This is a genomic window from Youxingia wuxianensis, from assembly GCF_014385085.1.
In the GTDB taxonomy this organism is placed as follows: domain Bacteria; phylum Bacillota; class Clostridia; order Oscillospirales; family Ruminococcaceae; genus Youxingia; species Youxingia wuxianensis.
In genome coordinates this window covers 170,495-194,425 of sequence record NZ_JACRTD010000005.1, presented here as the reverse complement: position 1 = coordinate 194,425, position 23,931 = coordinate 170,495, and the positions used below count along the sequence as shown (strand labels likewise).

29 protein-coding genes and 1 pseudogene are annotated in these 23,931 nt (G+C 52.1%); 16 read left to right on the top strand and 14 right to left on the bottom strand.

The window, feature by feature from the left end:
* Nucleotides 1–2 precede the first annotated feature (2 nt).
* Nucleotides 3–212 (top strand): transposon-transfer assisting family protein, encoded by a 210-nt coding sequence (locus H8705_RS08655; protein WP_002584960.1) that lies wholly within the window; start codon nucleotides 3–5, stop codon nucleotides 210–212.
* Nucleotides 213–413: 201 nt separating this feature from the next.
* Here H8705_RS08655 and H8705_RS08650 read toward each other — a convergent pair whose 3' ends face one another.
* From H8705_RS08650 to H8705_RS08640, 3 genes are all read right to left on the bottom strand, one after another.
* A complete protein-coding gene (locus tag H8705_RS08650) occupies nucleotides 414–1,748 on the bottom strand; it encodes a relaxase/mobilization nuclease domain-containing protein (protein ID WP_002584959.1) in 1,335 nt (444 codons plus the stop codon).
* Nucleotides 1,709–2,038: a plasmid mobilization protein gene (locus H8705_RS08645; RefSeq protein WP_002584958.1), complete on the bottom strand. Its 330-nt coding sequence runs from the start codon at nucleotides 2,036–2,038 to the stop codon at nucleotides 1,709–1,711. The genes H8705_RS08650 and H8705_RS08645 overlap by 40 nt, the downstream gene beginning before the upstream one ends.
* Before the next feature lie 201 nt (nucleotides 2,039–2,239).
* Complete coding sequence (locus H8705_RS08640) at nucleotides 2,240–2,596, bottom strand: helix-turn-helix transcriptional regulator (protein WP_002584957.1); 357 nt, start codon at nucleotides 2,594–2,596, stop codon at nucleotides 2,240–2,242.
* A 398-nt stretch (nucleotides 2,597–2,994) separates the two neighbouring features.
* Between H8705_RS08640 and H8705_RS08635 the strand changes: the two genes are divergently transcribed.
* The 6 genes from H8705_RS08635 to H8705_RS08610 all read left to right on the top strand — a co-directional run bounded on the left by H8705_RS08635 (nucleotide 2,995) and on the right by H8705_RS08610 (nucleotide 7,700).
* Complete coding sequence (locus H8705_RS08635) at nucleotides 2,995–3,180, top strand: cysteine-rich KTR domain-containing protein (RefSeq protein ID WP_003431289.1); 186 nt, start codon at nucleotides 2,995–2,997, stop codon at nucleotides 3,178–3,180.
* Nucleotides 3,181–3,196: 16 nt separating this feature from the next.
* The gene (rlmN, locus tag H8705_RS08630; protein ID WP_002584956.1) at nucleotides 3,197–4,180 is read left to right on the top strand and encodes a 23S rRNA (adenine(2503)-C(2))-methyltransferase RlmN; all 984 of its coding nucleotides are present in this window, start codon (nucleotides 3,197–3,199) and stop codon (nucleotides 4,178–4,180) included.
* A 473-nt stretch (nucleotides 4,181–4,653) separates the two neighbouring features.
* Nucleotides 4,654–5,091, top strand: coding sequence for a sigma-70 family RNA polymerase sigma factor (locus tag H8705_RS08625; RefSeq protein ID WP_002604474.1), 438 nt, complete (start codon nucleotides 4,654–4,656; stop codon nucleotides 5,089–5,091).
* A complete protein-coding gene (locus H8705_RS08620; protein ID WP_002604473.1) occupies nucleotides 5,075–5,317 on the top strand; it encodes a helix-turn-helix domain-containing protein in 243 nt (80 codons plus the stop codon). The genes H8705_RS08625 and H8705_RS08620 overlap by 17 nt, the downstream gene beginning before the upstream one ends.
* 458 nt (nucleotides 5,318–5,775) lie before the next feature.
* Nucleotides 5,776–5,949: a transposon-encoded TnpW family protein gene (locus H8705_RS08615; protein WP_002604472.1), complete on the top strand. Its 174-nt coding sequence runs from the start codon at nucleotides 5,776–5,778 to the stop codon at nucleotides 5,947–5,949.
* Between the two features lie 77 nt (nucleotides 5,950–6,026).
* Nucleotides 6,027–7,700 carry a recombinase family protein gene (locus H8705_RS08610; protein ID WP_002604471.1) on the top strand — a complete coding sequence of 558 codons (1,674 nt, stop codon included), beginning with the start codon at nucleotides 6,027–6,029 and terminating at the stop codon, nucleotides 7,698–7,700.
* 7 nt (nucleotides 7,701–7,707) lie between these two features.
* Here the strand turns inward: H8705_RS08610 and H8705_RS08605 are convergent.
* Nucleotides 7,708–7,893 (bottom strand): annotated as a pseudogene (locus H8705_RS08605) (recombinase family protein); the annotation flags it as partial.
* Nucleotides 7,894–8,118: 225 nt separating this feature from the next.
* Here H8705_RS08605 and H8705_RS08600 point away from each other — a divergent pair.
* Nucleotides 8,119–8,319 carry a hypothetical protein gene (locus H8705_RS08600; protein ID WP_002596235.1) on the top strand — a complete coding sequence of 67 codons (201 nt, stop codon included), beginning with the start codon at nucleotides 8,119–8,121 and terminating at the stop codon, nucleotides 8,317–8,319.
* A 64-nt stretch (nucleotides 8,320–8,383) separates the two neighbouring features.
* Here H8705_RS08600 and H8705_RS08595 read toward each other — a convergent pair whose 3' ends face one another.
* The 10 genes from H8705_RS08595 to tet(W) all read right to left on the bottom strand — a co-directional run bounded on the left by H8705_RS08595 (nucleotide 8,384) and on the right by tet(W) (nucleotide 16,704).
* Complete coding sequence (locus H8705_RS08595; RefSeq protein ID WP_002596234.1) at nucleotides 8,384–8,578, bottom strand: transposon-encoded TnpW family protein; 195 nt, start codon at nucleotides 8,576–8,578, stop codon at nucleotides 8,384–8,386.
* Between the two features lie 14 nt (nucleotides 8,579–8,592).
* Nucleotides 8,593–9,435: an ATP-binding protein gene (locus H8705_RS08590; RefSeq protein ID WP_002596233.1), complete on the bottom strand. Its 843-nt coding sequence runs from the start codon at nucleotides 9,433–9,435 to the stop codon at nucleotides 8,593–8,595.
* A complete protein-coding gene (locus H8705_RS08585) occupies nucleotides 9,432–10,283 on the bottom strand; it encodes a replication initiator protein A (RefSeq protein WP_002596232.1) in 852 nt (283 codons plus the stop codon). Before H8705_RS08585 ends, H8705_RS08590 begins: the two co-directional genes overlap by 4 nt.
* 15 nt (nucleotides 10,284–10,298) lie before the next feature.
* A complete protein-coding gene (locus tag H8705_RS08580; protein WP_002596231.1) occupies nucleotides 10,299–10,685 on the bottom strand; it encodes a cysteine-rich VLP domain-containing protein in 387 nt (128 codons plus the stop codon).
* A complete protein-coding gene (locus tag H8705_RS08575) occupies nucleotides 10,675–12,300 on the bottom strand; it encodes a relaxase/mobilization nuclease domain-containing protein (RefSeq protein ID WP_002596230.1) in 1,626 nt (541 codons plus the stop codon). The genes H8705_RS08580 and H8705_RS08575 overlap by 11 nt, the downstream gene beginning before the upstream one ends.
* A complete protein-coding gene (locus tag H8705_RS08570) occupies nucleotides 12,272–12,670 on the bottom strand; it encodes a plasmid mobilization protein (RefSeq protein ID WP_002596229.1) in 399 nt (132 codons plus the stop codon). Before H8705_RS08570 ends, H8705_RS08575 begins: the two co-directional genes overlap by 29 nt.
* A gap of 497 nt (nucleotides 12,671–13,167) precedes the next feature.
* Entirely contained in the window at nucleotides 13,168–13,380 is a 213-nt protein-coding gene (locus H8705_RS08565) for a helix-turn-helix domain-containing protein (protein WP_002586615.1), read from the bottom strand.
* Nucleotides 13,373–13,795, bottom strand: coding sequence for a sigma-70 RNA polymerase sigma factor region 4 domain-containing protein (locus H8705_RS08560; RefSeq protein WP_002586616.1), 423 nt, complete (start codon nucleotides 13,793–13,795; stop codon nucleotides 13,373–13,375). The genes H8705_RS08565 and H8705_RS08560 overlap by 8 nt, the downstream gene beginning before the upstream one ends.
* A gap of 171 nt (nucleotides 13,796–13,966) precedes the next feature.
* Complete coding sequence (locus H8705_RS08555; RefSeq protein WP_002586626.1) at nucleotides 13,967–14,734, bottom strand: class I SAM-dependent methyltransferase; 768 nt, start codon at nucleotides 14,732–14,734, stop codon at nucleotides 13,967–13,969.
* Nucleotides 14,735–14,784: 50 nt separating this feature from the next.
* The gene (tet(W), locus tag H8705_RS08550) at nucleotides 14,785–16,704 is read right to left on the bottom strand and encodes a tetracycline resistance ribosomal protection protein Tet(W) (RefSeq protein ID WP_002586627.1); all 1,920 of its coding nucleotides are present in this window, start codon (nucleotides 16,702–16,704) and stop codon (nucleotides 14,785–14,787) included.
* A gap of 675 nt (nucleotides 16,705–17,379) precedes the next feature.
* Here tet(W) and cpaB point away from each other — a divergent pair.
* The 8 genes from cpaB to H8705_RS08510 all read left to right on the top strand — a co-directional run bounded on the left by cpaB (nucleotide 17,380) and on the right by H8705_RS08510 (nucleotide 23,917).
* Nucleotides 17,380–18,210 (top strand): Flp pilus assembly protein CpaB, encoded by an 831-nt coding sequence (gene cpaB / locus H8705_RS08545; RefSeq protein WP_262395397.1) that lies wholly within the window; start codon nucleotides 17,380–17,382, stop codon nucleotides 18,208–18,210.
* Entirely contained in the window at nucleotides 18,207–19,013 is an 807-nt protein-coding gene (locus H8705_RS08540; protein WP_262395396.1) for a ParA family protein, read from the top strand. Before cpaB ends, H8705_RS08540 begins: the two co-directional genes overlap by 4 nt.
* Nucleotides 19,013–20,509 (top strand): CpaF/VirB11 family protein, encoded by a 1,497-nt coding sequence (locus H8705_RS08535; protein WP_262395395.1) that lies wholly within the window; start codon nucleotides 19,013–19,015, stop codon nucleotides 20,507–20,509. Before H8705_RS08540 ends, H8705_RS08535 begins: the two co-directional genes overlap by 1 nt.
* Complete coding sequence (locus H8705_RS08530) at nucleotides 20,506–21,435, top strand: type II secretion system F family protein (protein WP_262395394.1); 930 nt, start codon at nucleotides 20,506–20,508, stop codon at nucleotides 21,433–21,435. Before H8705_RS08535 ends, H8705_RS08530 begins: the two co-directional genes overlap by 4 nt.
* A 4-nt stretch (nucleotides 21,436–21,439) precedes the next feature.
* Entirely contained in the window at nucleotides 21,440–22,312 is an 873-nt protein-coding gene (locus H8705_RS08525; RefSeq protein WP_262395393.1) for a secretion protein F, read from the top strand.
* An 11-nt stretch (nucleotides 22,313–22,323) separates the two neighbouring features.
* Nucleotides 22,324–22,719, top strand: a complete 396-nt coding sequence (locus tag H8705_RS08520) for a DUF4320 family protein (protein WP_262395392.1) — start codon at nucleotides 22,324–22,326, stop codon at nucleotides 22,717–22,719.
* Nucleotides 22,716–23,249, top strand: coding sequence for a hypothetical protein (locus H8705_RS08515; protein ID WP_262395391.1), 534 nt, complete (start codon nucleotides 22,716–22,718; stop codon nucleotides 23,247–23,249). Before H8705_RS08520 ends, H8705_RS08515 begins: the two co-directional genes overlap by 4 nt.
* Nucleotides 23,250–23,332: 83 nt before the next feature.
* Nucleotides 23,333–23,917, top strand: coding sequence for a DUF6550 family protein (locus H8705_RS08510; protein ID WP_087238891.1), 585 nt, complete (start codon nucleotides 23,333–23,335; stop codon nucleotides 23,915–23,917).
* Nucleotides 23,918–23,931 lie beyond the last annotated feature (14 nt).

The window sequence follows — 23,931 nt, the reverse complement described above, 5'->3', positions numbered from 1 at the left end:
GCATGAATACCCGCTTTACCATTGAGGAAGAAAACATTGTTGCGATCTACGCCGAGGACAGCCGGGAAACAACGCTTGAAAATATCCTTGCCGCCATGCCCTACATGGACGAGGATATGCGCCAGCTTGCCGCCGCAGCGGTGAACAAGCTGCAAGCCATGACGGACAGCGAGTTTTCCGAAAGGGAGTTTATCTTGACCGACGAGGAATAGCCCATAGAGAACAGGGGCGCGGTTGCCGATTTCCGGCACCGCGCCCCTGTTCTTTTTTTGTCCTTGCGTGGACAATTAGAAAGCCGTTTTTGCGGGTTTGAATATACTTTATCGTCTATGTCGTTTTCATGCGCTGGAAGCCGCAGAAACACAGGCGTTTTCAGCCCTTAACATTCCACTTGCCACCCCATGTTTTGCGCCTTATCGCTCCTGCTCCCGCGCCCTGCTTTGGGACGGGTAAAGAATACTATCGACGTTCTTTTTGACAACGCCGTATTCCTGCATTTGCTTCTTGGCTTGCCGATAATCTTCATACAATTTGGTTTTCCTGTCGTTTAAGCTTCTATACTCCTTGCGCAGCGCGGCGAGATCGGGCAGCTTCTTTATCTGCATTTCCTTTAATGCCCTTGCCGCAGCTTCAAACAGGATAATTTCGCTTTCATGCCCCCGCAGATACTTTTCCTTGTCCGGCGATTTTCGGTATTCATCGTAAATCGGTTTTAACTGTCGGTATGTGGTGGTGTGCTTGATAAGCAGCGACAAATCAGACATACGCTGTTCCACTTCCTTAACCGCCTTTGCCGCCGCGTCATGAGCGGTCATAATATCGGCTATCTTGCTTTCAAGTTCGCTATAATACTCAATCTTGTTTTCGGTTAGGAAGTTCATGCTTTTAGCAGCCTGTTTCAGATTATGGATTTTTGCCCACCGTTCATAGCCCGCCGACTGTTGGGCTTTGATACTGTTTTCAAGATCGACGACAAGCCGGATTTTCTTATCTTCCCGCAGCGTTTTTGTTTTGGCAACATACACGCCCTTGATACGCTCCTTTATCGCTTCTTCCGTATAGGCCGCGCCGAGCGTCTTTGTGCGGGTAAACCGTTCCTGTCCGGCAGCGCGAAAGGAAATGTATTTGCCCTGTTTGATTTCATACCCCATTTCCTGCAAGCGGCGCAGCAGTTCGTCAAAATCTTTCACTTGGGGAATGAGAGTATCTATCGCCGTTTTCAGCTTTGCTTTGTAGCTTGTCCCTTGCTTTTCGGCGGTGTATTCTGCATAGCTTTTTCCCTTGTCCTGTCCCGGTACGACGACGGATAGCCCATGCTCTTTACATATCCTGTCGCTGGTGCGCCGGATAAAGTGATAGCTTTGCTTGTTGGAATGGTACTTTTTGTAGTCAACGAAGCTAACCGCGTTGAAAATCAAGTGATTATGCAGATGGTCTTTATCGACGTGAGTTGTCAAAACAAACTCATACTTGCCGCCTAATACCGCCCCGGCAAGTTCCATGCCGATTTTGTGCGCTTCTTCCGGTGTGGTTTCTCCCACCGCAAAGGATTGTATCAAGTGCCGCCCTAAATGTGTGCCGCGATCTCCGGCAGCTTCCCGCGTCCATGCAAACTCAATATCGGCGGTTTCCAGCCCGCAGCCGAAAGAGGACGCAAGCAGCTTCCCGTCTGTCTTTTCGGGATTTAAGATATAGTCTATCGCAGCCTTTAAGGTTGATTTAATAGGGTGCGTCTTTGTAACCGCCATATCTCGTCCACCGCCTTTTTAATGTCCTCTATATCCTGCCTGTAAACCGTCCCCGTCGCATTGGCGCGTTTTGCAATTTGGTTGATGTTCCGGCTCACCGCTTGCAGTTCCCGGATATATGCTTTTGTGTCGCTTCGGTCAACGACAAGAATATACCCGTCTATCGCCATTTTACGGAAGTATGCCCCATACTGCTTTATGGGAAGCTGCTTCATCTTCTCGTCGATCAGCCGCTTTTCTTCTTCCGTAACGTAAAACTTCATCTGTATATTTCTCTTTCGGTTTTCCATTTCCGCACCGCCTTTCGGTATAAGGGTTTGGGATTATCCCAACAAGCATTTTCCGCAAACGGGTACTCGTTTGCTGTGCTTGCTATCTACTCCATACCCCCACCGAAAGGCGGTATTTGTTGCGCGTTCCTTTGATTTTGGACGCAAAAAAAGATTGCAGCCGCCATGCGCTGCAATCTCCCGATTTCTCATATTGTGAGGTTAATCCTCTGCTTTTTCGACTTCCGTTATCTCCCTTGCTGTTGCGGTTACAATCCGTATGCCTTTATCGCTCATACCGTCCAGCAGCGCGTCAAGCTGCCGCCGCCCGGTGGATTTCTCCGCATTGCTGTTCGGGAAGAAAAATTGATCTACCGAAATATGATACCGGGTTACAAGGTCATAGAATACCTGTAAACTCGGCTGTTGTCCCTTGTTCTCGATATTCGCAAGGTAGCGCGGGGAAATATATAACTCGTCGCTTACCTTTTTGCGGCTCTCGCCGTATTCATTTCTCGCGGCTTTTATAGCTGCCCCGAAAGCCTTAAAGTCGTACAATGGTACGGGTCTTTTTGCCATTTTCATTCACCCTGTTACATTTTACAGTTCACCTTTCTTTTTGGATATGTCCACACAATTCATATCATTAGGTTAAATACTTCCTGTTGTGTATTGACAGTAGACTGATTTTCTGATAAAATAAAATTTATGTAAAAGGAGGCGGCGTTTATGTTGCATAGCATGCGTATTAGATAAGCATTGAAAAAAAGGATTTTCCCATTTTCAACATGGGCTTTTTTGTCATGCTTATTTTGCGGATGCTATACAAAAAACTAACGACGTATAGATATAGTATAGACATAGTGCAAGCTATGCCTTAGTTTTGTTGTACTGCTCTGTGCATTATAAATGCAGGTCAATGCTCATGTTGAGGATTGACCTGCATTTTTTTGTGTAAAAAGGACGAGTGAAATATAATGCTTAAAAAATATTGGATAAAATGTCCGATTTGTAACGGAAAGACGAGAGTTCAAGTATTTCATAATACTGTATTAAAAGATTTTCCTCTTTTCTGCCCTAAATGCAAATTGACGCATATCATTGATGTAGAAAAATTAGAGATTGTAATCAAAAATACAGAAAAACAAACTTTTATTATTTAGAAGAAAGGATATAAAAATGAAACGTTTACCTAAATATACGCCTGCGGAAGTACGGAATGATCCATACGGATTTACTTACAAAGAAATGTCGGAAGTTATTGGCGAGAATGAAGCAAAAGCCTTATATGAAGAATTATATAAGCAATTACCACGCAAAAAAAATCTATCAATGTTGGTAAAAAATATTTGCAAAAGCAGTGATACTGAAAAGTATGTTTACGAACTGAAAGACAACAAATACATTGAAACGGTTTTTATCAAGCGGCGAGATGGTGGAACTGTTTGCGTGAGCACACAAGTCGGTTGTCCTGTTGGTTGTATTTTTTGTGAGTCCGGGCGAAATGGCTTTGTTCGTAATCTAACATCGTCAGAAATCGTACAACAGATTATATTGTTGCGTCGAAAAGTAAACCGTATCGTTTTTATGGGTATGGGAGAGCCTTTATTCAATTATGACAACTTGATAAAAGCAATCCATATTCTCCGAGATAGATATGGGCTCAACTTTCCAACCGACGGCATTACCATATCAACAGTTGGTCCGGTCGATCAATTAAAAAAATTGCGCGAGGAACATCTTAAAATTCAGTTGACAATATCTTTACACGCAGCAACACAATCTGCAAGAAATCGTATTATTCCTCACATGCGCATATATGCTATTGAAGATGTTGTTAAGCAAGCCTTATCCTATTCTGAAAGGCATAATCGCAAAATTGTCTTTGCGTATTTGCTTTTACCGGGTATAAATGACCGGCCCTCAGATGTAAGACAACTTGCAAAATGGTTTCGGGGCAAAAAAGTTATGATTAACGTGTTACAATACAACCCAACAAGCAATTCAAGAATTAAAGCACCACAGAAACGGGAAATAGTTGCATTCAAACATCAATTAGAGCAAGCAGGACTTGAAGTTACTATGAGAGTTTCTCATGGCAGAGAGATTAACGCGGCTTGTGGACAGTTAGCTAACACATATAATAAATTCAAAAAAAAATGATTAAAAGTGCCAGACGCATAGACGCAGAGCCGATAACGCATTAGGTCAAAAAACCTATGTGTTATCGGCTTTTTTATTTAATATTGCGCAAAAGCCGCTGTTCCCTATTATAGAATGGATTGCGGGTAGTGTATTAAAGTCGCCCTTTTTTAAGGATACGGCGGTATCGGGGAGGTATCGCCGTGTCCATTTTTATTTACTGTAACCCGCCTAATGCTTTGCGGTCAAAAAAAGCTATGCTCCGCAAGCGGGATATTCCGGCTATGAATGTGAACTGTCAATACATTTAGCTACTGCTTACATTTCCTTTGCGCCCGTCCGCGTCTTGCGGACGGGCGCATTTTGCTTTTTTCAACTTTTTTCTGAAAAGCGCACTCAAGAGCCATCTCCCGAACGGGTACGGAGCGAAAGGGGCAGAGAGGACAAGCCCTTAACTCCCGTCCTCTACTCCACGCGGGAAGGAGGTGAACTCTATGGAGCTATCTTCTTCCGACAAGGAAAGAATACAACATCAGTACGACGCATTAGCAAAGAAAACTTTGGTCGGCGAAGCGAAAAGCCACCGTCGCACTCTTGCGAAACGCGCAGCACGCGAAGTTACTTTTTCGGATTTGAGCGAAAGCGAACTCGCGCAGCTTTTCACAACGGACGAATACGAAAGCGATTATTTCCGTTTTCAAGTGTCCGGCTTTGATGTACTCGTCAAAAATGAACTGCTTGCCGAAGCCCTTAACGCTTTGCCCGAAAGGAAACGCGACATTATCCTTTTGTCCTACTTCTTGGATATGAGCGACGCGGAAATTGGCGAACTGCTGAATGTTGTACGCACGACGGTTTTCCGGCACAGGAAATCCGCGCTTGCGAAAATCAAACAGTATTTGGAGGGAAAAGCAGATGATGAATACCGTTAGGAAGTCTGAAAATCTGTTGCCGTTCCCTGTCATTTCCGCAGCGGCAAACGGCGACACAACCGCCATGTGCGCGATCTTGAAGCACTACGAGGGTTACATAGCGAAACTTTGTACCCGCACGCTGAAAGACGACGCGGGCAATACCTATTCCTATGTGGACGAGGAAATGCGTAACAGGCTGCAAGTGCGCCTTATTACCCGCACCCTTGCTTTTCATGTAGGATAATCTTTTAGCCCATGCGGGGAGCGTGTCCCCTTTCCACGCTTCCCGTTATGGGCTATTTGTCGTTCCGCAAAAGCATATCCGCTGTTGATGTGCTTTTGCAGGCCGACAAAGCCTATTGTTCTTTGACAAAGAAAGCGGCCTTTGGTGCGCAGCATAACAGGCAAACGGGTACATTCCGTCTGTACCGAGCCAGTCGGCGGGTACGCCATGACAGCTTTTCCCCATAGGGGAAAAGCCGAGCGAGAACTACCGCGCCGTAAAACAGGTTTAGCAGCTTGTGGGCGACGACATACAAGGCGGCACAATGATACTCCCGCGTTGAACACCCTCAAAGTATTGCGCGGCGCACCCATAAGCATGGGCCGGGGTGAAACTCCCGTGAGGTTGCAGCTAACAACCGCCCGTTTTTGCCTTTTGACGAATATAGTTTATCCATACAGGAAAAGGAGGTTTTTCTAATGGATAAAAAACAGACAATTACAACCGAACGCAAAATAGGGAAAATCACCTATCTTGTTCAAGCGTTGCCGAGTGAAAAGGCAACCGATACAATCCATAAAAAGATTGAGAAACTCATTGTAAAGGATTTGCAGAAAAAGCCCGGAAATCCGGGATTTTTAGCGTCCGAGTAGTGCATTAGGCGGCGGGATATGGTATAATGATAGCAACACATTATACCTGTTTATTCGGCTGTCGGAAAGGAGGACTAATGTTACAGTCGAATAAAATCACCGCCCTTTACTGCCGTTTAAGTCAAGAGGATATGCAAGCCGGAGAAAGCGGAAGCATACAGCACCAAAAAATGATACTTCAACGCTATGCGGACGAACACCATTTTTTGAACACAAAGTTTTTTGTGGACGACGGATTTTCCGGCGTGAGTTTTGAGCGCGAGGGGCTGCAAGCGATGTTGCAGGAAGTGGAAGCCGGACGAGTGGCGACGGTCATTACCAAAGACCTTTCCCGTCTTGGCAGAAACTATCTGAAAACGGGCGAACTCATAGAGATTGTATTTCCCGAAAACGGAGTACGCTATATCGCGATCAACGACGGAGTTGACACAGCGCGGGAGGATAACGAGTTTACCCCCTTGCGGAACTGGTTTAACGAGTTTTACGCCCGCGACACAAGCAAGAAAATCCGCGCAGTTAAACAGGCACAGGCGCAAAAAGGCGAGCGCGTCAACGGGGAATATCCATACGGCTATATCCCAGACCCGAACAACCGCCACCACCTTATACCCGACCCGGAAACCGCGCCGATTGTCAAACAGGTTTTCGCTATGTTTGTTAGCGGCGTGCGTATGTGCGAAATCCAAAAATGGCTTGCGGAAAACAAAGTCTTGACGATTGGAGCGTTGCGCTATCAGCGTACAGGACAGGCGCGGTATCAGCGGGCAATGATCGCCCCCTATACTTGGCCGGACAAAACGCTCTATGACATATTAGCAAGGCAGGAATATTTAGGGCATACCATAACCGCGAAAACTCACAAGGTATCCTACAAGTCGAAAAAGACCCGGAAGAACGAAGAAGAACAACGCTATTTCTTCCCAAACACCCATGAGCCGCTTGTTGACGAGGAAACCTTTGAACTTGCGCAAAAGCGGATTGCTACCCGCCACCGCCCGACAAAAGCAGCGGAGATTGATATTTTTTCCGGCTTGCTGTTTTGCGCTGGTTGCAGACATAAGATGTATTACCAACAGGGCGTAAATATCGAGCCGCGCAAGTTTTCCTATTCTTGCGGCGCATGGCGCAACAGGGCAAGGACAGGCAGCGAGTGTACCTCTCATTATATCCGCAAAAACGTACTTCTTGATTTAGTGCTGGAAGATATGCGGCGGGTTTTGCGGTATGTTAAGGAACACGAACAGGACTTTATCTGTAAAGCTACCGAGTACGGCGACATGGAAGCGAGAAAGGCATTAGCGCAGCAGCAAAAGGAACTTTTCAAAGCACAGGCGCGTATGACCGAACTTGACACGCTTTTCCGCAAGCTGTATGAGGACAACGCATTAGGCAGACTGACAGATGAACGGTTTGTGTTTCTAACTTCCGGCTATGAGGACGAAAAGAAATCCCTTGCCGCAAGGATAGACGAGTTACAACAGCAGATCGCAACCGTTACCGAGCGAAAAAGGGATATATCAAGGTTTATTCAGATTGTCGGGAAATACAGCGACATACAGGAATTGACCTATGAAAACGTCCATGAGTTTATCGACCGTATTTTGATACATGAATTAGACCGGGAAACCAACACCCGGAAAATCGAAATCCATTATAGCTTTGTCGGACAGGTTGATACCGAGCAGGAGCCGACGCAAGTTGTCAACCATGACCGCCGCAACATGGTAGATGTAAAAAGTATCGCTATCTAACCCCAGCAAAGTTCGCGCCGGAATAGCCGTCGTCGGTGTACCAGCGCAGGTTGGTAAAGCCATTCTGTTTTGCAAAGGCTTCGAGTATCCGTTTTTGGTTCGATATGGAATTGCTCTCGCCTTGCAATTCGTCCTCATGGGACAATCTCGGATAAAGGGCGGTAATGAGGTTTTGGGTGGCTTGTCTTAACATAAAATCCTCCGTTTCCGACAGCCAGCCCCACTATTCCGTGGTTTCATTGTACCACGGAACGGCGGGGGCTGTACAGCGGCAAAAGCGTTAAATTTGCTTCTTTACAGCTTTTCAATTTTCCGATTTTTATGGTATGGGTTGTCGTCCCATATTTGCAGTAGAAAAGTTCATAACTCCGTGGTATACTCTGATTTAACAAAAAAATCAGAAGTTAAAGGAGAAAACATGAAGTATACAATAGATGAATTAACCGCGGCCAAAAGGCAAATTGATTCAACTCTGCACAAGCTAAGAGAAACAGTAAAAACATTTGAATCAAAGGATAATTCCGAGCGTTATAAATCACAAATCACATTGGCAAAGAGAAGAATAAAAGCCTTTGAAATTGCAAATTATTTTATAGAGAATGAGATTAAGAATTGCTAAAGCACTTCCGATTTTCGTTCCAGCGGTCATGCTCCCTGGCATGGCCGCTTTTCCATGCCCCGGTTCACGCCGGATAAGTCGGCTCCTGTGTAGCAGCGGCTTCCGCTTCCAGTACCCGCGCCATTTTGTCGGCGGCTGTGGTTGTGGTGTCTTTCTTGAAATAGCCGGACACGACAAGGACGGAATTGCCCATGCGGATTTCCGTCACACAGTCAGGGCGGCGGGTGGTGCGGGTGTCGTGCTGCTTGTTATCTGCCATAGGCAATACTCCTTTCAGTCGGTAATCAGTTTCTTCATGCTCTCCATTTTCCGCTTGGCGGTTTCCTGCCGGAAGTTGTCGCCGGTAAAGCGTACCGGGACGCACATGGAAAGCAGGCGGTCATAAATCCGGGAATGGGCGGTGTCCTCCGGGTTGTGCAGGTCGTCCAGCGTAAGGTTGGTCGTGACGATCAGCGGCTTGCCGCTGCGGTAACGGCTGTCAATCACATTGAACACCTGTTCCAGCCCGTATTCCGTCCCGCGTTCCATGCCGAAGTCGTCAAGGATCAGCAGCGGATAACGACAAAGGCGGGAAATGTACTCGTTGCGCCCCTCAAAGCTGGCGGCAAGGTCATTGAGGATAAGAGCAAAGTTCGTCATGCGGACGGGGATTTCTTTCTCCATGAGGGCGTTTGCGATACAGCCTGCAAGGTAGCTTTTGCCGGTGCCTACGCCGCCCCAGAACAGGCAGCCGATATTGTCTGTCCGCATATCTTCCCAATGCTCCACATACCGGCGGGCAAGCCCGGTCTGCGGGTTCCTGCCGTTGTCGTTCTCGAAAGTCCAGTCCCGCATGGTGGGGTCGGTAAAGCCCCGGCGTTTCAGTTCTTCCACGGTGTCAAGGTGTCTGCGCCGCTTTTCGGCGGCTTCCCGTTCCTCGCGGGCGGTTCTCTGGCAGTCGCACTCTGCCGGGTGGCGGTCGCGCCCGAAGATAGCGGCCTTATCCGGCGCAAAATAGGCTTCTTTCGGCTTGCGGCACTTGCCGCAGTACAGTAAACCGTCCTCGCCGGTGTAGTCCTCCGGCTCCGGGATGGTGGTCGTCATATTCTCCAAAACCGCGTTGATTTCATTCTTCATAAACTCTCGCCCTCCTTGCATGAGTAGTCTGGTATGCCCTTTTTAGGGGCTTCCTTTTTGTCGTTCCCCGCCCATATCCGCAGGGCGGCGGCATAGTTCTGGTAGCTTTTCCCGTTGGCGGCAAGGTAGCGGCTCATTTCCTCGATGAACCGTTCCAGCCTGTCAGGGTACTCTGCCTGCAACTCGTCGTATTCGGTCTGTGACAGAAAAATATTTCCATATCGGCCATAGGGCGCGGACGGCCCCCCACTCACTCCCTTTGTTTGGCTCTCTGTAAGGTTGTTTATAGTAGTTTGGTTAGGGGACGGTTTTCCGACCATCATAAGGTCGGTTTTCTGACCATCAGTAGGACGGTTTTCCGGCTCTATGAGGGGCGGACTTCCGGCCATCAGTTGGTCTGAAAACTGTACCTGTGGCACTGGCGGTACTTTGACATAAAGCCGGTTCGGTGCGGAGAAGCCGCCCCGTTCCCGTTCCAACAGCCCCGCCGTGTCCAGTTCATTAAGCGCCCCCTTGATGGTGGTGCTGCCTTTATCCAGTATTTCTGCTATCTCCGCGATGGGATAGATAATATAAATCCTGCCCTCGTCGTCCAGCCACTTGTTTTTCTGGGAGAGGGTGGAACGGTCTAACAGCAGCGAATACAGCAGCTTGGCGGTCTGTGAAATCTCCATTTTCAGCAGGAAACGGGGATACGGCAGATAGGCGGGCAGCCGCGTGTCTGCCCTGATATAATCAGCGATAGGATCACCTCCCTGTGTTCGGGTTGATTTTGGCGTATTGTCACGCATTAAAACGCCGTTTCCGGGGGAAAAGGATAAATGTATCGCGTACCCTTTGACACCCACGAAAAAAGCCTTGATTTATGCGGGTTTGAAAGGCTCTAAAGCGTGACATCTCTGCCTTTGTTTCCGCTTTCTCTCGGCGGCTTTGATTTTCTTCATGCGCCCGGCGCAGTCGGGGCAGTATTTTCCCCGGTTGGATTTGGGGACAAAGGCCGCCCCGCAGACGGCACACCGTTTCCGGCTTCCCCGGCACAAGAGGGCTGCGGCCAGCTCCCCGTCAAGGGGCAGGACAGCCACACGGAACCAGTGGCACATGAGGGAAAAGGAAATGCTCTGGACGCACACGCAAGGCTCCCCGTCGTCCAATAGCAGGCAGTTCCCCTCATCGTAGTTACAGCACTCATGTACCAGCCGCCGCGCCCGCCGGTGCTGGCGGTAGTCCATGTGGGGCAGGTTATCGCTCATGGCTCTGCTCCTTTCTGCGGTGCGGCTCGTCCCGGCGCAAAATCTGGTCGATGTTCCGCTTGACGGTCTGCAACTCCTTGAACCGCTGTTTCTGTTCGTGATAGGTGTTATACAGGCCGTCTTTCTCGGAGATAAGCTGCTCGATCTCGGCCTGCAACGCTTTCCGGGCGGGCAGCTTGGTAATGCCATGCGCCTTGAAATACCGGGCTGCTGCGTCGGCTATGATAAAATCGCTCTCATGGGCCTGCCGGTATGCGGCGCGGGCTTTCTCGGATTTCTGTGCCCGCAGCCCGTCGCGGGCGGCCTTGGTCTGGGCGTAGGCCAACACCTGCCGCTGCAACTTCTTTTTCCCTTGCAGCTTCGTTTCCAGTGCTTTCAGTTCGCCGCTGGTCTGGCGCATTTTCTGATAGGCGGTGTCAACGGCGGCTTCTAACTGCTCCGGGGAAGTAAAGCCGTATTGCTGGTAGACGGACAGCGTTTTGGCGGCCTGCTTCAGATTGTGTATCTTCGCCCAGCGTTCATAGCCCCGGCCTTTGCCCTCGGCCATTTTCTGCTCAATGTCCACAAGCCGCTGCACTCCGTCCTGTTTCGGGGCGGCTATCTCGGCTCTGGCAACCTGCAAGCGGTCTTTTATGGTGCGTGGGGGATCGGGGGATCTGGCTGGCGCTTCGGCTGCTCTGGCGGCGTTTTGCTCTAAAACGGCAAAGACAGCGGCGCGGTCAAAATCGTCGCCCAGCTTCCGGGCGGTAATTGGCTTTGTCCTGTCCGGCGTGAGGTAGGAAAGCCGCCCCCGGCTCTCCTTGACGGTCACACCCTCCTGCAGCAACAGAGAGGAAAACTCGTCAAAGCTGGCGGCGGTGGCAAGGGCTTTCCGTAGGGTCTGCCGCAGCTTCTCCTTGTTCGTTTCAAACTTGGTCTGCCGGGGCGTGATACTATCGGCAATCATGGGGGCGTTCTGCTTGTCCAGCGCGGCCTGTCCCTTTTTCTGCGCCCAATACTCCCGGTCGGTGACGCGGTTCTTGCTGCCGTTCAAGAGGTCGATTTGATAAAGCCCCTCCCGGTGGCACATCTCCATGACTTCGGATTTGAAGTAGCGCAGGGCAGCGTCGGTACATCGGTGCTTGCAGCCGACTTTCGTATCGGCCGGCCTGTCCATGTAGGGCAGGAACGGCACTTCCTCAATCCGCAGGCTGTTTATGACGATATGCACATGAATGTTGCCGCTGTGGTTATGCCCGTCCGGGTGGGTGCAGACAAGGGCCTGGTGGCCGGGAAAATGCTCTTTACAGAATTGTTCCCCCAACGCCTGCGCCCGGTCTACGGTCAGGCCGTTGTCCGGCCCGTCCCGCGGGTCAAAGCTGATGATGTAGTGGTGGCTTTTCACATCTTCCCGCCGCTGGTTTTTCTGATAGCGGAGATTGGCCCGCATACACGCAACGGCAAAATCCTCCCCGTCGCAGTTCAGCGTGGACAGCCGGTAGTCCTCGCGGGGGATAAGCCTGCCGGTTTCATCAAGGACGGGCTTCATGGTAAACTCGTCATGCTCAAAGAGAAGATATTGCTCGGCGGCTCCGTAGTCGGCGTTTTTAGAGTTGATATGCTTGAGTGTTGCCAACCGCGTCACCTACTTTCTTGAGGACTTCATACTTGAGGACGGCAAGGTCGGATATGGCGGCGCGTACCTCGCCGGAAAGGGTGTTGTAGGGTACGCCGTATTCGTTCAGATACCGGGCAATCTGATTGAGGTTGCCGCCGATCCTGCCGTACTCGGCTGTCAGCTTCCCGACAGCGGAAAGCAACTCGTCATTGACCGACGACACATGGACAACCGGGCGTATGGTCGCCCGCCGTATCGCCTGCCGGAGAAATTCGGACTGGCTGATACCATAGGGCGCAAGCCGCGCTGTGAAGTCGGCATACTCATCTTCGGACAGCCGGGTTTTCACAACGCGGCTGCGGTGGGGCGTGTTGTATTTCTTTCGCATGGTGTGACCTCCTTTCTCGCCCGTAAGGGCGCATGAGCAGGGTTTGGGGAAGGCACTCCCCAACAAGTTTCCCGCGAGGGGCAAAACTGCAGAATTGCGGATTTTGGCACCGTGGTAGAAACTTGCTCTCCGTGACTGCAAACTTTCTCTCACTTCCGTCCGCCACTTTTTTGGAAAACTGCAACCACAAAAGTTTGTTTCTCTTTTTCTGCTACTACTAATCCTGTAAAGGGCATTCCTGCCCGCTTTCGCTAAAATGACACCGGACGCAGTGGTTTCTACCCGGTGTTGGAGAAATCCTTTCTCTTTGCCCTCTACTACGGGTAAATGCTCCAAATGCCAAACACCAGGGCAGAAAAATTCCCTCCTCGCTTACTACTACAACCGGCAGGGGGCAAAATGGCCGGGAGCGGAGCCGGACAACAAAAAAAGCAGTAAATCTTTTTCAAGACTTACTGCTTTCGCTGGCCGCGTCGGTGGCGGCTGGTATTCAGTTTTTATGACTTGTCCGGTGGTTCGTCAAGCCGGAACTTGAATTGACAGTCAATTAACCGCTGCTTTACATAGTCCTCCACCTCGGCGTTGACCTGCCCGTTCACTTTTGAGAAATAGCGGATATATCCGGCGTAGTGGAGCAGGACAGCGTTCACGGCTTCTGGGTCGCCCTCACGGGCTTTGAGGATTGTTTCATAGGGGAGAAGTCTACTCATACCGGCTCACCCCCATTTCTTCGCGTAGCCGCTGCAAGGCAAGCTGGATATGCCGCCCCGCTGTGCTGCGTGACCGGCCAATACACGCGCCGATCACGCGCTGCGGCTGGCGCAGAAAGTAATAGCGCAGGATTTCTTCCCGCGTCTGCTCCGGCAAAACAGAGATCGCGTCGGCAAGGGCGGCGTTGCAGAGCAGGACGGTCTGACCGCAGACGGTAAATGGGTATTCCTCGTCCGGCTCCGACGCGGCAAACTGGACAAACTTCTCGTTCATCAGATAGTCAAGGGAAACTTGCCGTTCCCATTGCCGTTTAAGCTTCAAAATCTTGTCCAAGGCGGCACAGCGGATAACAGTCTTGCAAAAGGCGTTGTACCTGCGCTGGATATATTCTTGATAGGCTATCTGGTCGGTCATGGAAATTCCCCTTTCTGAATAATAGTGCGGGGCGGTGGCACTTCTTGCTGTCGCCCCTTGATTGCCTACCAGCAAAGGCGGGCGGGGCTGTCAACGGCTGCGCATATGCGCCGTTCATCTTGACCGTTGACTGGCTCGGCTGGGTTTGCTATTTACCCGACAAACTTGAATTTATTTTAAGCTATCACGTTTTACCTTCTTAAGCCTTACTATCATTACCATAGGAATTTCTTTGTTGGTTTTAAAACATTCTTCATAAAATCCATCAATGACAAATCCAGCTCTAAAACAAAGGTTAAAAATATCTTGTATGGAACGATGATAATAAATCTGCTCTTTCGGTTGCCCTTCAATCGCTATATCATAGTAACTGTGCGGTGTCATATATTTTTCAGTCAACGTGACAAAACAAGGGTGTTGCGTTGCAAAGACAAAAATTCCGCTTTCCTGCAACAGTTCATAAACAGCCATAAGAAGTGGTTCAATATCCGTAATATCCATAATTGCCATATTAGAAACTGCTTTCGTAAAGGCTCGATTTCTTTTTAATTCTAATATACTTTTTCTATCGGTCGCATCCGCCACACAAAATTCAATTTGTTTTGCATATTGTGATTGCCGTCTTTTAGCCAATTCTATCATTTTTTTGCTGTAATCAAAAGCGACAACCGAAGCGCCTCTTTGTGCAAGATACGAAGAATAATTTCCATTGCCACACGCAATATCCAAAATGTAATCCGCAGGATTAGGAGATAGAAGTTCCGTTACTTTGGGACGCACTACCTCTCTGTGAAATTCATTAGATTCGTCACCCATTGCATTATCCCAAAATTGTGCGTTCTCCTCCCAGATTTTTTTACTTTCCTCTGTTCCCATGTTCTCTCCCACTCCCCAAATTTGCTTTTTTGCTTCCATTAAATCTTCCTTACTATATTCCATTGTTACCCTCCATAACTTCTGATTGTTGCCGTCTTGACGATTATGTATCTTTACATTACCTTCTGAAACATATGGCGCACCTTGTCCAGGCGGCTGTTTGGACGGCGGGGCTGGATGACCGGCTGACCGACAGCGGCCTGATATCCTTTCAGCTCTGTAAGGCATACGCTCCGCCCGTTGGTGTAAAAGGCCAGATCAGTACGGTATGCCTGTATACAGCGGGCGGGAATCTCGCCAGTAAAGACAACTTCATCCTTTTTTACCTGGGCCGTTTCGATGGTGGCACAGTATTTCGGTGCATCATGATAAGCCCTGGAAAGGTATTCCTGGGGCGCATAGAGGATGAAGGAGAGATAAGGTTCCAGCAGCTGCGTCCCCGATTCCTTCAATGCCTGTTCCAATACAATCGGGGCCAATGAGCGGAAGTCCGCCGGCGTGCTGACCGGACTGTAATAAAGCCCGTATTCAAAGCAAATCTTACAGTCCGTTACGTTCCAGCCGAACAAGCCCTGCTCCAGCCCGTAACGGATACCATCCCTGACAGCGTTTTGAAAACTCTGGTTCAAGTATCCCAGCGAAACCCGGCTCTCGTATTGTACACCGGAGCCAAGCGAGAGTGGTGTAACAGACAGTCCTATGGATGCCCAAAACGGGTTGGGCGGCACCTCGATATGGATGGTGTGGCTGGCTGCTTTGAGCGGCCGCTCCATATAAATGACGGAGGGTTCCTTTACCACTGTTTCAAGCTTGTATTTTTCCGACAGCAAAGCGGAAACAACCTCCAACTGCACCCGGCCCAAAAAAGAAAGAATGATCTCATGGGTGATGGAATCCACTTCGCAACGCAAAAGCGGGTCAGTATCCGCAAGTTGCGTAAGAGCGTCCAGCAGCCGTTCTCTTTGCGCTGCCGTTTTCGGCGCAATCGTCGTCCGCAGCATGGGGAGGGGGTCCTCGCGCCACCTTTTACGAGGGAGCCGGGTTTGGTCCCCTAATACATCGTTTAACCTCACGCTGTCGCTGGGAAGGATAACAATTTCACCCTGATAAGCGGTGTCTGTCCGAACAATTTCCCCTTTGGATGGAATACGCATCTCTGTGATTTTCAGCTTTTCTCTCCCGGCCAGGGCCACCGTATCCCGCAGGCGCAGCGTTCCGCTGTATAACCGTAGATAGACACGCCGCTGGCCGCAATCGGTGTACTCAACCTTGAAAACGCTGCCGCATAGGGCGGCGCCCCCCTGTTCCCCAATCGGTTGGAACAGCCCTGTCACCGCATCCATCAACGGTTGAATGCCAAGGCCATTTTTGGCGCTGCCATGATAGACTGGGAACAGGGAGGCGTCTTGAACCCGCTGCTGTTCCTCCCGCGCAAGTTTTTCCCGGCTGATTGGTTCTCCTGCGATATACTTTTCCAATAATTCATCGTTATTTTCGATGACCGCATCCCATGCTTCTATGTCGGTATTTTCCTCCAGGACTATTTCCGGGGACAGCGACACCGTCTGCTTGATGATAATATCGGCGGAGAGCTTATCCCGAACAGACTGAACCACGCTCTGCAAATCAACGCCAGCCTGGTCGATCTTGTTGATAAAGATAACGGTGGGAATGTTCATTTTCCGCAGGGCATGGAACAGAATACGGGTCTGGGCCTGCACGCCATCTTTAGCGGAGATCACCAAGATGGCCCCATCTAAAACAGCCAAAGAGCGGTACACCTCCGCCAAAAAATCCATGTGGCCGGGCGTATCCACAATGTTAACTTTACATCTGTGCCACTGGAAGGAAGTGACTGCCGCTTGAATGGTAATCCCACGCTGCCGCTCCAAAAACATGGTGTCCGTCCTCGTTGTCCCTTTTTCGACGCTCCCCGGTTCTGAAATGGCTCCGCTGGCATATAGCAGGCTCTCCGTCAAGGTCGTCTTTCCAGCGTCTACATGGGCAAGAATTCCAATATTGATTATTTTCATGTGATTGTCCTCCCTTTACAGCCCCAAAGGGCATAAAAATCCCCAGCAGTAAAATACTTTTACCACTGGGGATTATAAGTTGCGGACATACACATATACAGCATACACCTGTTTGTGATTGCTGTTTTTGGGGATATGTCAAAATTGATAAGGCAAAAGTATTCTTAAATTGGGTACAAAAAACTAAGCCCCTACAAAAGGAGCTATCATAATCCTTTGTTCCCACTATTTGATTATAGTTTTATTTAAGAATACCTTGCCGCATATTTTTTACTCCTTTTCTGGATTAAATCATTGTATCACATCAGTTTTAGGAAAGCAAGTACCTAAAAGAAATTTTTCTTCCCCTTATATGTAACAATCATACCGGCTTCCTAGCGTTCAGAATGTTTTCTGCTGTCTGCTGTGGTGTTTGGTTGGAATTGTCCAACCAAAAGCCGATCCGTGGTGTTGTCTGCATTTTACTAAATACAAATTCAATGTATACAGAAAGATATAAGGAGTGGGAGGGATTCCGCCGTAGTTGGCATTGTAGGAAAATCCAAAAGTTTAGATTTTCCCACAATGCTTATCTTTTGGTCTTTGGTTCGGAATAGTGTAGTGCTGGCGGTCTATCTCTTGTTTTCGGTTGCTTGCTTCCTTACCGTACATGAGCATTCTTATAAGGAGGCTCGTATGAAAATTTTCCGTAACCGCACCGTGGTCGGTGTGCTGTGTATCCTTCTGGCGCTCCTCATCTGCTTTGGAGTAACGCCCCTGTTCAGCCGCAGCGCCAGTGAGAAGGCTGAGATCATCCGCGTTACCGCCGATATCAAGGAGGGCGATGAGATCACTGCTGAGATGGTGCAGACTGTGGAGGTGGGCGCCTATAACCTGCCTTCCGGCATTATGACAGACAAGGATGACGTCATTGGCAAGTACGCCACTGCCGACCTGAAGGTGGGCGACTACATTCTGGACAGCAAGCTCTCTTATGAGCCCGCAGCCGAGAATGCCTATCTGTACAATCTGGACGGCACCAAACAGGCCATCTCGGTCACCATCAAGAGCTTTGCCACTGGCCTTTCCGGCAAGCTGGAGAGCGGCGACATCGTCTCCGTCCTTGTGGCCGACTACAAGGGTATGGGCGAAACCGTGATCCCGCCTGAGCTGCAGTATGTAGAGGTTATCTCCGTTACCGCTTCCTCCGGTTACGATGCCAACACCGGCGAGGCTGTTGAGGATGAAAAGGAGCTTCCCTCTACCGTTACCCTCCTGGTGACTACCGAGCAGGCCAAAGTTCTGGCCGGACTGGAACAGGAAAGCGAACTGCATCTGGCCCTGGTCTACCGCGGCGCACCTGAGAATGCCGATGAGTTTATCGCAGCGCAGGACGCTCTGATTGAGGAACTGTACGCCGAGCCGGAGGCCGAGGCAGCGGAAGGCGCTGAGAATGCGGAAAGCGCTGAAACCGTGGAAAGCGAGGGCGCTGATCCTGCCGCAGAGAGCGAGGCGGCTGCGGAATGAACTTCATGAAAGGAAGCCTCTTTCACCGCAGCACGGAGCCGGAGGAGTTGGAAATCACCCAGGAATCCGGCGGCGGAGTCCTTGCCGTCTGGGGAAGCCCCGGCTGCGGCAAGACCGTGACCGCGGTGAAGATCGCAAAGCATCTGGCGTCCCAGAAAAAGAATGTGGCGCTGCTGCTCTGCGATATGACCGCCCCCATGATGCCCTGCATCTGCCCGCCCTCTGAGCTGGAGTGCGACAAATCCCTGGGCAGCATCTTCGCCGCCCAGCGGATCTCCGTGAATCTCATCAAGCACAACCTGACCACCCACAAGAAGCTGTCCTACCTGACCATGCTGGGGCTGCGCAAGGGGGAAAACGAGTATACCTACGCGGCCTGCACCAAGCAGCAGGCGGAGGAGCTCATCCGCGGCCTGCGTGAGATTGCCCCCTATGTGGTCATCGACTGCTCCAGCTATATCGCCAATGACATCCTCTCCGCCGTGGCGCTCATGGAGGCTGACAGCGTCCTCCGGCTGGCCAACTGCGACCTGAAATCCATCGGCTACCTGTCCAGCCAGCTCCCGCTCCTTCGGGAACTGCACTGGGATGAGGACAAGCAGTATAAGGCGGCGTCCAACATCAAGCCCCTCCAGGCGGCGGACCGCATCGGTCAGGTGCTTGGGAGCGTCGCTTTCCAGCTTCCGCACTCCCAGGAGCTGGAGGAGCAGTATCTGGAGGGCACGCTTCTGAATGATCTCTCCATGAAAGACAGCAAGGCGTTTCGCCGGGAGATCGAGAAAATCTGCAAGGAGGTGTTCTGATGCTTGGCGACAGAAGAAGCAATTCATTGTTTGCCGCTGCCCCGTCCGCCGCCCCTGCGGAAGCCAAGCCGGAGCAGGCCGAGGTGCATGATATCTCCTTCGAGGAAAATACCGGAAGGGCTATTTTTGCGGAAACCAAGGTCGCGCCCAAAGCGAGCGATGTCTTCTTCGCTCCCCAGGCCGAGGGGATGCCCTTCGCGGAGGTTCTCAGTCAGGTACAGTCCTACCTCTCCGGTACCTATGCCACCCTGATCACAGAGAGCGGCAACGAGGCCAAGGAGCAGATGAAGCGCCGGATCGCCCGCTATTTGCAGGACAATCGCATGGCGGTGGACGGCATGAGCCAGAGCGAGCTGGTGGATGCCCTGTATACGGAGATGGCCGAGTATGGGTTTCTGACCAAGTACATCTTCGCCGACGGCATCGAGGAGATCGACATCAATTCCTGGCGCGACATTGAGATCCAGTATTCCGACGGCCGCACCGTCAAGTTGGAGGAACACTTCGACTCGCCGGACCACGCGGCCAATGTCATCCGCCGTATGCTCCAGAACTCCGGCAAGGTGCTGGACAACGCCAGTCCCATCATTACCTCCCGTCTGGCCAAAAACATCCGTGTCTCGGTCATCAAGACCCCGGTGCTGGACGAGGATGCCGGCGTCGCGGCCTCCATCCGAATCGTCAACCCCAAAAATCTGACCAAGGAGGACTTTGTGGGCAGCGGCACCGCCACGGAGGAAATGCTGGATTTCCTGTCCGCCTGCCTGCGCTACGGCGTCTCCATCTGTGTGGCAGGCGCCACCAGCTCCGGCAAGACTACCGTGGCGGGCTGGCTCCTGTCCACCATCCCTGACCGCAAGCGGATCTTCACCATCGAGGACGGTTCCCGTGAGCTTCAGCTCATCCGGGAGCAGAACGGCAGGGTGGTCAACTCCGTCGTCCACACCCAGACCCGCGACAGTGAGAACGAGCGGCAGCGCATCGACCAGATCGCGCTGCTGGACATCGCCCTTCGCTTCAATCCCGACATCATCGCTGTGGGCGAGATGCGTGGCCCGGAGGCCAATGCCGCCCAGGAGGCCGCCCGCGTGGGTGTGGCCGTTCTCACCACCATCCACTCCAGCTCCAGCGAGGGCACCTATCGCCGCATGGTATCCCTGTGCAAGCGGGCCGTGGACACCCCCGACGATACGCTCATGGGCTATGTCACTGAGGCATATCCCATTGTGGTCTACTGCCGCCAGTTGGAGAACAAGGAGCGCCGCATCACCAACATCTCCGAATGTGAGATCCTGCCGGATGGGAGCCGCCGGCTTCACAAGCTCTACGAGTACAATATCACCGAAAACCGTCTGGAGGGCGACCGGTTCATCATTGAGGGACACCACCAGAAGTGCGAGGAGATGTCCGAGAGCCTGCAGCGCCGCTTTATCGAGAACGGTATGCCCCGCGGTGAGCTGGAGCAGTTCATCCAGGGAAAGGAGGAAACTGCATGACAATGATCCAACTGATCGCCTGCATCGGCATGATCGCCGGGCTTTTTATGGTGCTGGGGATCTCCCCCGCAGAAATGAGCGACAGCATCTTCTCCCGGCTGACTGCCGCTCCTGGCAGCATCCGGGCGGATATCAACGAGACGACCAAGCGAAAAAAGGCCGGCTTCTTCCGCCGGGAGATCACGGAGGCGCAGGCGGTGCTGGCCGCATCCGGGCGTGAGGGGAAGTTCCCCATGGTGTGCATGGCCTCCCTGGTGCTGTTTGCCCTGGGCGCCTGCATCGCCATCCTTGCCGGGAATGCCTTCCTTGTCCCTGTGCTGGCCGTCGGCTTTATGCTGGCGCCGTTCTGGTATATCAAGCTGACAGCCGGCAGCTTCAAAAAGGATGTGGCCGCAGAGCTGGAAACGGCGCTGTCGGTCATCACCACCGCCTATCTGCGCACGGAAAACTTCCAGCAGGCGGTGGAGGAAAATGTCCGATACCTGCACCACCCGGTGCAGGAGGTGTTCCAGCGGTTTCTGACCCGCATCAAGCACATTGACCCGGACATGGACGCCGCACTTCACGACCTGAAATACGCCATCGACAATGAGGTGTGGCAGGAGTGGTGCGAAGCGGTGATGGCGTGCCAGACAGACCGCAGCCTGAAAAGCACCCTGACTCCCATTGTCAGCAAGCTGTCGGATATGAGAGTGGTCAACGGAGAGCTGGAAAATCTGGTCTTCGGCCCCCGCAAGGAGTTCGTCACCATGGCGATCCTGGTGCTGATCAATATCCCGCTGGTGCAGTTTATCAACAACGATTGGTACCACACCCTGGTAGACACCGTTCCCGGCCAAATGATCATTGCCATCTGCATCGCAGCCGTATTCGTGTCCTTTGCCTTCGTGGTGAAGCTGACCCAGCCTATTGAGTATCGGAGGTGAGGAAATGGGCGTACTTTTATTCCTGTTCGGGACCGCACTGGCCGCCGGACTGTATTTCGTCCTCGCCGACCTCCTGAAGATCCCCCGGCTGGCCGCGGAACGGGCGCTCATTTCCGCCGGACGGAGGGAGCGGAGCCTGGTCAAATCTCTGGAAGCGCTGATCCTCGGCTGGGCGCTGAAGCTGGCCCCGCTGATTCGAATGGACGAATACAAATACCGCCGGCTGGAGAGCAAGCTCACGGCGGCAGGGCTGGATATGACGCCCCAGGTCTACACGGCTTATTCGATCCTGAAGCCCTGCCTCATCCTGCTCGGCATCATCCCGTGCCTGCTGATCCTGCCCATCCTGAGCCCCCTCATCGTGGTGCTGGCCGTGCTGACCTGGTTCAAGGAGAGCCGTCGGGCTGACGAGCTGGTCAAGGCCAGAATGGAGCTGATCGAGGGCGAGCTGCCCCGGTTCGTCGCCACCATCCATCAGGAGCTGGCAGCCAGCCGGGATGTGCTGCGGATTCTGGAAAACTACAAGAAACACGCCGGGCCTGACTTTGGTCGTGAGCTGGATGTGCTGACGGCGGATATGCGTTCCTCCTCCTATGAAGCGGCGCTCATCCGCTTTGAGGCCAGAATGGGTTCCGCCATCATTTCGGACATCGTCCGCGGCCTCATCGGCATCCTGCGGGGTGACGACGGGCGAATGTACTTCCAGATGCTGTCCCACGATCTGAAGGCATTGGAACTGCAGCGCCTCAAGGCCAAGGCCGCCAAGATCCCACCCAAGATCCGGGTGTTCAGCTTCATCATGCTCATGTGCTTCATGATGACCTACATCGTCATCATCGTGTACCAGATCGTCAATTCTCTGGGAAGCCTGTTCTAAAGGAGGTCGCCATGAAAAAAATACTGAAACGGCGCTCCGGCGAAGGCTATATCGATGTATGCGTCCTGGTGGTGTGCGCCATGCTGGTGCTCGCGCTGGTGGTTCGTGTGCTTCCGGTCTATATCACCAAGCAGCAGCTGGACACCTATGCGGTGGAGCTGGTGCGCGAGGCGGAAATCGCCGGCCGGGTTGGCACGGAGACCACCCGCCGGGCGGCGGCGCTTACCGGCAGCACCGGGCTTGACCCCGACATCCGGTGGTCCACCACCGGACGCATCCAGCTCAATGACGAGGTCACCGTGACCCTGACGCTGGAAACGGATATCGGCCTGTTCGGAGGGTTTGGCTCGTTCCCGATCACGCTGACGGCTTCCGCCACAGGCAAGTCGGAGGTGTATTGGAAATGAGAAGACCGATCTTTCGCCGTCGCCCCGGCGAGGGCACCCCCATGATCCTTGCCATCGTGCTGGTCTTGCTGATGCTCTTCTGCGCCATTGGCGAATTCAGCCGGCTGTGGATCATTGCCCAAGGCGTAAAGGAGGCAGCGCAGCAGGCGGTCATTTCCACCGTCAATGACAACTACGACGATGTGTACCACGCCGTCCGCGAGGGATACGCCGCGGGCTGGTATCCGGACGGCACAGGCCGCTGGGATGAGAGCATCGACACCGGCGATGTGTACGGCCAGCTCTCTAAAACGCTCGGCTTGGAAAATGCAGCGGGCGGGTATCAGAAAATCTCGGGCGGCGAAGTGGAATACACCATTTCCGACCTGTCCGTGGTTCTGGAAAACAACAGCCTTGGTTCCGGCCAGAGCGAGGGTTATACCGCGCTGGTGGAGATCCATCTGGAGGTGCCCGTCCGGTTTCTGGGGAATCTTTTGCCCGCCGCCAGCATGACTTTGCACACGGAGGCCAAATATGTGCCTCTCTTCTGATCCATCCTGTCTTTCCAATAGACTTCCACAGCAAATTGTGGTATTGTCCCATTAACAAGAAATACACCAAGGAGGCATACACCATGACAGACAAGACAAAGAGGATCGTCCTCATCGCCGTCTGCTGCCTGCTCTGCGTTGCGGCAGCCGTTGGGATCGCCGTCCGGTTCGGCGGCAATGCCGATATTTCTTCCGGTGTGGTTTCCGATGATCCCACCCAGAGCGGTAATCCCAGTGTGGATATCGACAATAACGGCCAGACTGATCTGGATGTCCAGGTGGAAACGCCGGACGCATCCGAAACCGATCCCGCCCAGGGTGCAGACTCCAGCGGCCTGGAGCAGACCATCCAGGCAGATCCTGTAAAGCCGGAATCCCCCGAAAAACCGGAAGCACCCGCCGGCACCACCACGCTGCCGGATGACCACGACGGAACGGATGTGCCGGAGGAGGAGCGCAAGACCGAGGATGAGGCGCCGCCCACCTATGAGGAGACTCCCACAGTGACTCCCACTGAAACGGAGCCTGCCGCGGGAAGTACCAACAGCTCCGGTCAGGTCTATGTACCCGGCTTCGGCTATGTGGAAAACAGCGGTGAGAATCAGGGCGGCACTCTGGATGATATGTATGAAAACGGGAATAAGATTGGGATTATGGGTGGCGAGTAAGCTCCCCACATCCC

What these genes read in the sequence shown, in the direction of transcription:
- H8705_RS08565 (WP_002586615.1), bottom strand. Translation starts at nt 13,380, where the DNA reads ATGAGTAGACTTCTCCCCTATGAAACAATCCTCAAAGCCCGTGAGGGC.
- H8705_RS08640 (WP_002584957.1), bottom strand. Translation starts at nt 2,596, where the DNA reads ATGGCAAAAAGACCCGTACCATTGTACGACTTTAAGGCTTTCGGGGCA.
- H8705_RS08635 (WP_003431289.1), top strand. Translation starts at nt 2,995, where the DNA reads ATGCTTAAAAAATATTGGATAAAATGTCCGATTTGTAACGGAAAGACG.
- H8705_RS08650 (WP_002584959.1), bottom strand. Translation starts at nt 1,748, where the DNA reads ATGGCGGTTACAAAGACGCACCCTATTAAATCAACCTTAAAGGCTGCG.
- H8705_RS08525 (WP_262395393.1), top strand. Translation starts at nt 21,440, where the DNA reads ATGGGCGTACTTTTATTCCTGTTCGGGACCGCACTGGCCGCCGGACTG.
- rlmN (WP_002584956.1), top strand. Translation starts at nt 3,197, where the DNA reads ATGAAACGTTTACCTAAATATACGCCTGCGGAAGTACGGAATGATCCA.
- H8705_RS08655 (WP_002584960.1), top strand. Translation starts at nt 3, where the DNA reads ATGAATACCCGCTTTACCATTGAGGAAGAAAACATTGTTGCGATCTAC.
- H8705_RS08580 (WP_002596231.1), bottom strand. Translation starts at nt 10,685, where the DNA reads ATGAGCGATAACCTGCCCCACATGGACTACCGCCAGCACCGGCGGGCG.
- H8705_RS08535 (WP_262395395.1), top strand. Translation starts at nt 19,013, where the DNA reads ATGCTTGGCGACAGAAGAAGCAATTCATTGTTTGCCGCTGCCCCGTCC.
- H8705_RS08515 (WP_262395391.1), top strand. Translation starts at nt 22,716, where the DNA reads ATGAGAAGACCGATCTTTCGCCGTCGCCCCGGCGAGGGCACCCCCATG.
- H8705_RS08530 (WP_262395394.1), top strand. Translation starts at nt 20,506, where the DNA reads ATGACAATGATCCAACTGATCGCCTGCATCGGCATGATCGCCGGGCTT.
- H8705_RS08620 (WP_002604473.1), top strand. Translation starts at nt 5,075, where the DNA reads ATGATGAATACCGTTAGGAAGTCTGAAAATCTGTTGCCGTTCCCTGTC.
- H8705_RS08610 (WP_002604471.1), top strand. Translation starts at nt 6,027, where the DNA reads ATGTTACAGTCGAATAAAATCACCGCCCTTTACTGCCGTTTAAGTCAA.
- H8705_RS08600 (WP_002596235.1), top strand. Translation starts at nt 8,119, where the DNA reads ATGAAGTATACAATAGATGAATTAACCGCGGCCAAAAGGCAAATTGAT.
- H8705_RS08560 (WP_002586616.1), bottom strand. Translation starts at nt 13,795, where the DNA reads ATGACCGACCAGATAGCCTATCAAGAATATATCCAGCGCAGGTACAAC.
- H8705_RS08645 (WP_002584958.1), bottom strand. Translation starts at nt 2,038, where the DNA reads ATGGAAAACCGAAAGAGAAATATACAGATGAAGTTTTACGTTACGGAA.
- H8705_RS08540 (WP_262395396.1), top strand. Translation starts at nt 18,207, where the DNA reads ATGAACTTCATGAAAGGAAGCCTCTTTCACCGCAGCACGGAGCCGGAG.
- H8705_RS08615 (WP_002604472.1), top strand. Translation starts at nt 5,776, where the DNA reads ATGGATAAAAAACAGACAATTACAACCGAACGCAAAATAGGGAAAATC.
- H8705_RS08510 (WP_087238891.1), top strand. Translation starts at nt 23,333, where the DNA reads ATGACAGACAAGACAAAGAGGATCGTCCTCATCGCCGTCTGCTGCCTG.
- H8705_RS08625 (WP_002604474.1), top strand. Translation starts at nt 4,654, where the DNA reads ATGGAGCTATCTTCTTCCGACAAGGAAAGAATACAACATCAGTACGAC.
- H8705_RS08570 (WP_002596229.1), bottom strand. Translation starts at nt 12,670, where the DNA reads ATGCGAAAGAAATACAACACGCCCCACCGCAGCCGCGTTGTGAAAACC.
- H8705_RS08555 (WP_002586626.1), bottom strand. Translation starts at nt 14,734, where the DNA reads ATGGAATATAGTAAGGAAGATTTAATGGAAGCAAAAAAGCAAATTTGG.
- cpaB (WP_262395397.1), top strand. Translation starts at nt 17,380, where the DNA reads ATGAAAATTTTCCGTAACCGCACCGTGGTCGGTGTGCTGTGTATCCTT.
- H8705_RS08590 (WP_002596233.1), bottom strand. Translation starts at nt 9,435, where the DNA reads ATGAAGAATGAAATCAACGCGGTTTTGGAGAATATGACGACCACCATC.
- H8705_RS08595 (WP_002596234.1), bottom strand. Translation starts at nt 8,578, where the DNA reads ATGGCAGATAACAAGCAGCACGACACCCGCACCACCCGCCGCCCTGAC.
- H8705_RS08520 (WP_262395392.1), top strand. Translation starts at nt 22,324, where the DNA reads ATGAAAAAAATACTGAAACGGCGCTCCGGCGAAGGCTATATCGATGTA.